This is a genomic window from Streptomyces sp. NRRL F-4489 (assembly GCF_001509485.1).
GTDB lineage: Bacteria > Actinomycetota > Actinomycetes > Streptomycetales > Streptomycetaceae > Streptomyces.
The window spans coordinates 1-7,568 of sequence record NZ_LLZI01000081.1; the positions used below are offsets into that span (position 1 = coordinate 1).

Annotated in this window: 3 protein-coding genes and 1 pseudogene; 1 reads left to right on the top strand and 3 read right to left on the bottom strand. The window is 75.9% G+C overall.

Annotated elements, in window-relative coordinates; translation table 11 throughout:
• Positions 1-161 precede the first annotated feature (161 nt).
• Positions 162-1,676 (bottom strand): MFS transporter, encoded by a 1,515-nt coding sequence (locus ADL22_RS09060; protein ID WP_107116257.1) that lies wholly within the window; start codon positions 1,674-1,676, stop codon positions 162-164.
• 95 nt (positions 1,677-1,771) lie between these two features.
• Between ADL22_RS09060 and ADL22_RS09065 the strand changes: the two are divergent.
• A pseudogene (locus ADL22_RS09065) lies at positions 1,772-2,737 on the top strand (GlxA family transcriptional regulator); the annotation flags it as partial.
• A gap of 286 nt (positions 2,738-3,023) precedes the next feature.
• On the opposite strand, the gene ADL22_RS09070 reads toward ADL22_RS09065, so the two are convergent.
• A complete protein-coding gene (locus ADL22_RS09070; RefSeq protein ID WP_234430607.1) occupies positions 3,024-5,930 on the bottom strand; it encodes a polynucleotide kinase-phosphatase in 2,907 nt (968 codons plus the stop codon).
• Complete coding sequence (locus ADL22_RS09075; RefSeq protein ID WP_066975581.1) at positions 5,927-7,471, bottom strand: 3' terminal RNA ribose 2'-O-methyltransferase Hen1; 1,545 nt, start codon at positions 7,469-7,471, stop codon at positions 5,927-5,929. Before ADL22_RS09075 ends, ADL22_RS09070 begins: the two co-directional genes overlap by 4 nt.
• Positions 7,472-7,568 lie beyond the last annotated feature (97 nt).

A 7,568-nucleotide genomic window follows, 5' to 3' on the forward strand; every position in this document is an offset into this window, starting at 1 on the left:
GTTTACGAGGCGGGGCCGGTCCGGGCCGGGGGTCGGGGGGGCGGCCCGGGTCAGGCGACAGCTCGTCAGCTCGTCGGCTGGCCTCTGCCCCCGGGGCGCGGCCGCCCGCCGTCCCCTACGTGCTACGGCCGCCCGCCGACGCGGCGCGCCTGCCCCGGCCCCTACGACGCGCGGCCGTCCACCGCCCGCCGCCCGCCCCGGCCCAGCGCCAACGCCGCCGCCACCGCCCCCACCGACATCACCGCCGCGACGGCCCAGCCGCCGCGCAGCGCCCCGAGTCCCGGATGCCGCTGGCCGCCGATGACGGCGACCAGGACGGCCACCCCCAGCGCCGTACCGGCCTGCCGGGAGACCATCAGCACGCCGGATCCCAGCGAGAGTTGGGCGGCGGGCAGCGCGCCCGCGGCGGCGAACATCACCGGCTGGTACAGGCTGGTGCCCAGCCCCGCCAAGATCAGTCCGGGCAGGAACCGCACCGCGTAGTGCGTCCCCCCGCTGCCGTCCCCGGCCGGCGCCAGCCACCACAGCGCGGCCGCGACGAAGCACAGCGCCCCGGCCACCGCCGTCCCCCGGCCGCCGAGCACCGCGACGACCCGGCCGGAGAACGCCGAGACCACCAGCACGGTCAGCGGCCAGGGCGCCAGCGCCAGTCCGGCCGTACGCACCGAGTAGTGCCAGACGTCGGTGAACAGCAGGCTCGCGGCGAGCATCATCAGCCCGTAGGCGACGAAGTAGCTGAGCAGCCCCAGGGTGGCGGCGGTGAATCCGGGCGTCCGGAAGAGCGCCGGGCTCACCACCGGCTGCGCGGCCCGCCGCGCATGGCGTACGCCCAGCACGCCCGCCAGGACGCCCGCGGCGAGGACGGCGAGGGTGCCCGGGGCGGTGTACCCCCACTCGGGGGCCTGCACGAACGCGGTCACCAGCCCGCCGACGCACACCAGCACCAGCGCCGTCCCCGGCAGGTCCAGCGCCTGCCGCGGACCGCGGACCGCGCGCGGCAGCAGCCGGACGCCCGAGCCGACCGCGAGCAGCACCACCGGCACGTTGATCAGGAAGATCAGCCGCCAGTCGGACGCGGCGAGCAGCCCGCCGAGCACCGGCCCGGAGCTCGCGCCGATCGCGCTCACCGCCGTCCACACCCCGACCGCGGTGGCCCGCTCGCGGGCCGGGAAGGCCGGCAGCGCCAGGGACAGCGAGGTGGGGATCAGGACGGCCGCGGCCGCGCCCTGGACCACGCGCGCCGCGATCAGCAGCGGGAGCGTGGGCGCCAGGCCGCAGGCCGCGGAGGCCAGGCCGAACAGCACCATGCCGGTCAGGAAGCAGCGGCGCCGCCCGGCCTCGTCGGCGAGCCGGCCGGCCGGTACCAGGAGCGCGGCCAGGACGACGGTGTAGCCGTTGAGCACCCAGGAGAGCGCGGAGGCGGGCGCCGGCGCGAAGTCCTGGCCGATCGCCGGGAACGCGATGGTGACGGCGACCACGTCCAGCACCGCGAGGAACTGCGCGGCGGACGCGACCGCCAGCACCAGCCAGCGGCGGGGATCGGGGGCGGGAGCGGGGGCCGGCGCGGGGGCGGAAGGCGCGGCGGCGCGGGCGCCGGAGGGCGCGTCGGCGGGGGCGCCGGAGGGGGCGCCGGAGGGCGCACCCGTCCCCCGGCCGCCGGAAGCAAGAGCGGTCATGACGATCAAGCATCGGCCGCGCGCCCCCTCCCCACGAGTGGCAGCACTGCCACCACCCGCTACATTTCTGCCACCCGTTCTGCCACACTTCCGCCATGCCCTCGCTCGCCATCGCGGTCACCCCCGGAATGCCGTTCTTCGAAGTCGCCATCCCCTGCCACATCTTCGGCACCGACCGGATCCAGACACCCCCGGACTGGTACGACCTGCGGGTGTGCGCGATCGGCCCGGCCGGCGAAACCCCGTTCGCCGGCCCGTGGTTCACCACCCGGACCCCCTACGGCGCCGACGAGCTCGTCACGGCCGACACCGTCCTCGTACCGGCCTCCGCCGACGTGCACGGCGACCCGCCGGAGGAGCTCGTCGCGGCGCTGCGCGAGGCCCACCGCCGCGGCGCCCGCCTGGTCTCCTTCTGCTCGGGCGCCTTCACCCTCGCCGCGACCGGACTGCTCGACGGCCGGACCGCCGCCACGCACTGGAAGTACGCGCAGCTGCTCGCCGAGCGCTACCCGGCCGTCAGCGTGGACCCGGCGGTGCTCTACGTCGACCACGGCGACGTGCTCACCGGCGCGGGCGCCACCGCCTCCATCGACGTCTGCCTGCACCTGATCCGCGAGGACTTCGGTACCGGCACCGCCAACTCCCTGGCCCGGCAGCTGGTCGCGCCCGCGCACCGCCCCGGCGGGCAGGCGCAGTACATCGAGGCCCCGCTCCCGGAGCGCCGCGACGACTCCCTCGCGCCCGTCCTGCACTGGGCCGCCGAACGCCTCCGCGAACCGCTGACCGTCGCCGACCTCGCCCGCTACGCGCACACCAGCCCGCGCACCCTCGTCCGGCGCTTCCACGCCACCACCGGGACCACGCCGATGCAGTGGCTCCAGTCCCAACGGATCGCGCGCGCCCGGGAGTTGCTGGAGAGCACCGACCTGCCCGTGGACCGGGTGGCGGACATCGCCGGCCTGGGCACGGCCGCCAACCTCCGCCGCCACTTCACCCGGGCGGTGGGCGTCCCTCCGGTCGACTACCGGCGCACCTACCGCTCGGCCCGGCACACGGACCCGGTCCAGGACGCCGGCGGGGCGGGCGGCGCGGGCGACTGCGCGGGCGCCGGCATGGGGGCGGCGGGCTCCGCGCACGCCGTGGTCCCGGTGCCCCCGGCGGCCGCCGCCGCACGCCCCGCGGCCCCGGTGAGCGGGGGCCCACTGTGCACCCCGCAGCCCCGCTGAGCCCGGCAGCCGCCGGGCCCGCCGTGGCCTGAACCCGACGTCGGGGGGCGCGGGGAGCCCGTGGGCACGCGCCACCCCGGCCCTCCCCGGCCCTCCCCGGCCCTCCCCGGCCACCGCGCCCCTACAGCCGCGGATCCACCGGCTCCGACTCCAGCGCGAGTACCGCGAAGACCGCTTCGTGCACCCGCCACAGCGGCTCGCCCTCCGCCAGCCGGTCCAGCGCCTCCAGCCCCAGCGCGTACTCGCGCAGGGCCAGCGAACGCTTGTGGCCGAGCCGGCGGACCCGCAGCCGCCGCAGGTGCTCGGGGCGGGTGTACTCCGGGCCGTAGATGATCCGGAGGTACTCCCGGCCGCGGCACTTGACGCCCGGCTGGACAAGCCGGCCGTCCGGCTGCCGGACCAGCGCCTGAACCGGCTTGACGACCATGCCCTCACCGCCCTCGGCGGTCAGATCCAGCCACCACGCGACCCCGGCCGCGACCGACTCCTCGTCCTCGGTGTCCACGACCAGCCGCCGGGTCGGCGCCAGCAACCGTATTCGCCCGGCCCCGGACGCGGCCCCGCCGGAAGCACCCGGCGCACCGGACGCGTCCACCGCACCGTCCCCGGCGCCGCCGCCCGGCAGCCCCTCCTCGGCCGCTATCAGCCGGTCGATCAGGGCCAGTTGGCCGGTGTGCGGCATCCCGGCCAGGCTGCGGCCCCGTACGGCGAGGATCTGGAACGGCGCCAGCCGGACCCCGGCCGGCGCTCCCGCACCACCGCCGCTCTCCGGCTCCCCCACCCGCCAGCAGTACCGCCGGTACGCCTCGGTGAACGCCTCCGCGTCGGCGGCCCGGCCGCGCTGCCGCTCGAGCAGCGCCGCCACCCCGGCGCCCCGCGCGGCCGCCGCCTCCAGCGCGCCCAGTACCTCCGGGAACACCGCCCGGGACGCCGCGCCGACCGCCGCGTACTGCGTCCGCAGCAGGCCCTCCGCCTTCAGCGACCACGGCATCACCTCGGCGTCCAGCAGCAGCCAGTCGGTGTCCAGCTCCGCCCACAGCCCGGCCCGGTCCGCGCACTCCCGGACCCGCCGCAGCATCCGCTCGGTCATCTCCCGGTCGTCGAAGAACGGCCGCCCCGTACGGGTGTACAGGGCGCCCGAGACGCCCGCACCGGCCACCCCGAACCGCTCCCGCGCCACCGCCTCGTCCCGGCACACCAGTGCCACCGCCCGCGAGCCCATGTGCTTCTCCTCGCACACCACCTCGCGGACCCCGGCCGCGCGGTACTCGGCGAACGCCTCCGCCGGATGCTCCAGGAACCCCTCGCCGTCCGCGTCCACCCGCGACTCCGCCGCCGTCGCGCAGGGCGCCATGGTTGGCGGGAGGTAGGGCAGCAGCCGCGGATCGATCGCGAAGCGGCTCATCACCTCCAGCGCGGCCGCGGCGTTCTCCTCCTTGACGGCGATCCGGCCCAAGTGGCGGGTCTCCACCACCCGCCGCCCCGCGACGTCCGCCAGATCCAGCGGCCGGCCGTCCGCCCCACCCGGCGCTTCCGCGGCCAGCGGCTTGACCGGCTCGTACCAGACCCGCTCGGCCGGTACGTCGACCAGCTCGCGCTCCGGCCAGCGCAGCGCCGTCAGCCGCCCACCGAAGACGCAACCGGTGTCCAGGCAGAGGGTGTTGTTGAGCCAGGCGGCACGCGGGGTGGGCGTGTGGCCGTAGACCACGGCGGCGTGGCCGCGGTAGTCCTGCGCCCACGGATAGCGCACCGGCAGGCCGAACTCGTCGGTCTCCCCCGTCGTGTCGCCGTACAGCGCGAAGGAGCGCACCCGGCCCGACGTACGCCCGTGGTACTTCTCCGGCAACCCGGCATGGCACACCACCAGTCCACCCCCGTCCAGCACATAGTGACTGACCAGTCCCCGAATGAACTCCGCGGCCCCGGCGCGGAACTCCTCGTCCTCCTTCTCCAGCTGCTCGATCGTCTCGGCCAGGCCGTGCGTCGCCTTCACCGACCGTCCGCCGAGATAACGTCCGAGCTTGTTCTCATGGTTCCCGGACACGCACAGAGCGTTACCGGCGGCCACCATTCCGCTCACCAGCCGCAGCACGCCCGGACTGTCCGGCCCCCGGTCGACGAGGTCGCCGACGAAGACCGCCGTACGCCCCGCGGGGTGCGCCGCGTCCACGGCACGGCCCCGCGCGTCCCGCACCAGCCCGTAACCGAGCCGCCCGAGCAGGGCCTCCAGTTCGGAACGGCAGCCGTGGATGTCACCGATGATGTCGAAGGGGCCGGTGAGGTGCCGGAGGTCGTTGAACCGCCGCTCCCGTACGATCCGCGCGGCGTCGACCTCTTCCGCACCGCGCAGCACGTGCACCGCACGGAACCCCTCGCGCTCCAACTTCCCCAGCGAACGCCGCAGTTCGCGCTGGTGCCGCTGGATGACGCGGCGCGGCATCCCGGCCCGGTCGGCCCGGACCGCGTTCCGCTCGGCGCAGACCCGCTCGGGCACGTCCAGCACGATCGCGACCGGCAGCACATCGTGCTCGCGCGCCAGCCGCACCAGCTGGGCGCGCGCCTCCGCCTGCACATTGGTCGCGTCCACCACTGTCAGCCGCCCGGCGGCCAGCCGCTTGCCGACGATGAAGTGCAGCACCTCGAAGGCGTCGCCGCTGGCGGACTGGTCGTTCTCGTCGTCGCTGACCAGGCCGCGGCAGAAGTCCGACGAGACCACCTCGGTCGCCTTGAAGTGCCGCGCCGCGAACGTCGACTTACCGGAACCGGTCGCTCCGACCAGCACCACCAGCGACAGATCGGGCACCCCGAGCGAACGGACGCCGGCCGGCCGGGGAGCCGCCGGACGAGCGGCGTCCGGAACAGGGGGCGGCGGCCCGGTCGCCCCGGACGCCCCCGACGCCCCCGACGCCCCCGACGCCCCCGACGCCCCAGCCTGCTCAGCCGTCGCCGCCGTCTCAGGCGTCTCCATCGCGTCCGCCGCTTCCACCGCCGGTTCCGCGTCCTCCGGACGGTCCTCGACACCGCTCATGCCGCTGCCCCCTTCCCGCCGCCCGGCCCCACCGGACCACCACGGACACCTTCATTGTCCCTCTTGTCCGCACGACCGCCGGGTCCGCCGGCCCGGCTTCCGTCCCCTCCCCGGGTGAAGCGGGCGAGCTGCGTGGGCGGCCCGACCTCCGGGTCCTCCGGCCCCACCGGCGCGAACGCCACCGCGTAGCCGTGCCGCGCGGCCACCTCCCCGGCCCACCGCCGGAACTCCGCCCGCGTCCACTCGAACCGGTGGTCAGCGTGCCGCGCCCGCCCCGCGGGCAGCGACTCCCAGCGCACGTTGTACTCGACGTTGGGTGTGGTCACCACGACCGTACGGGGCCCGGCCGCGCCGAAGACCGCGTACTCCAGCGCCGGGAGCCGCTCCGGGTCCACATGCTCGACGACCTCGCTGAGCACCGCCGCGTCATACCCCTTGAGCCTGCTGTCGGTGTACGCCAGCGAGCCCTGGACCAGCCGCACCCGCGCCGACTGCCGCTCGGGCATCCGGTCGAGGTGCAGCCTGCGCCGCGCCGCCTGCAGCGCGCGCATCGACACGTCCATCCCCACGATCTCGGTGAACCGCCCGTCCTTCAGCAGCTCGCCGATCAACTGCCCCTGCCCGCAGCCCAGATCGAGGACCCGTGTGGCACCGGCTGCCCGCAGCACGCCGAGGATGGCCTCCCGCCGCCGCACCGCGAGCGGTACCGGCCGCTCCTCGGTGTCCGCGGTCTCGTCCACCGCGTTGTCGATCTCCTCGGCGAGCGCGTCGTCGGCCTCCGCGAGCCGCTCCAGCTCCAGCCGGGCCATCGCCTCGCGGGTCAGGGAGCGGCGCCGGACGAGATAGCGGTCCGCGATCAGCCGCTGCTCCGGGTGGTGCTCCAGCCAGCCCTCACCGGCCCGCAGCAGCTTGTCCACCTCGTCGGCCGCCACCCAGTAGTGCTTGGCGTCGTCCAGCACCGGCAGCAGCACGTAAAGGTGGCGCAGCGCCAGGCCGAGCACGCACTCGCCCTCCAGGACCAGCCGTACGTACCGGGATTCGCCCCACTCGGGGAACGTCTCGTCCAGCGGCAGCGGCTCGGCCGCCACCGACCAGCCCAGCGGCCGGAACAACTTCTCCACCAGCGCCGCACCGCCCCGGGCGGGCAGCACCGGCACCTCGATACGCAGCGGAATCGCCTGCCCGGCCAGCTCCGGCCGGGCCGCGCACTGCCCCTTCATCGCGCTCGCGAAGACACCGCGCAACGCCACCGCCAGCAGCGACGACGCCGCGTAGGGCCGGTCGTTGACATACCGCCCGAGCGCCGCGTCCGGAGCTCCGCCCCGCCCCTGGCCCTGCCCCCGCCGGACCAGGGCCACCGGATCGACCTCCAGCAGCAGCGCCGCCGTGCACCGTGCGGCGTCCGCCTCCGGGTAGAAGACGTGCGCCGTACCGTGCGAGGTCGAGAACTGCTGCGCCCGGCCGGGATGCTTGTGCAGCAGAAACCCCAGGTCGGTGGCGGGACGATCAGCGGTACCGGTGGTGGTGAAGGTCAGAAACACGCCTCGAGTATGGGCGGAGGGGGCGTTGGGGCCCTACCGGTTTTCCCACCGTGCCTGGGGGCCTTGGGGGCCGGGGACCTCCCCGCCCCCCGGGGGC

Coding starts and splice junctions, on each gene's coding strand:
- ADL22_RS09060 (WP_107116257.1), bottom strand. CDS start 1,676: ATGACCGCTCTTGCTTCCGGCGGCCGGGGGACGGGTGCGCCCTCCGGC.
- ADL22_RS09070 (WP_234430607.1), bottom strand. CDS start 5,930: ATGAGCGGTGTCGAGGACCGTCCGGAGGACGCGGAACCGGCGGTGGAA.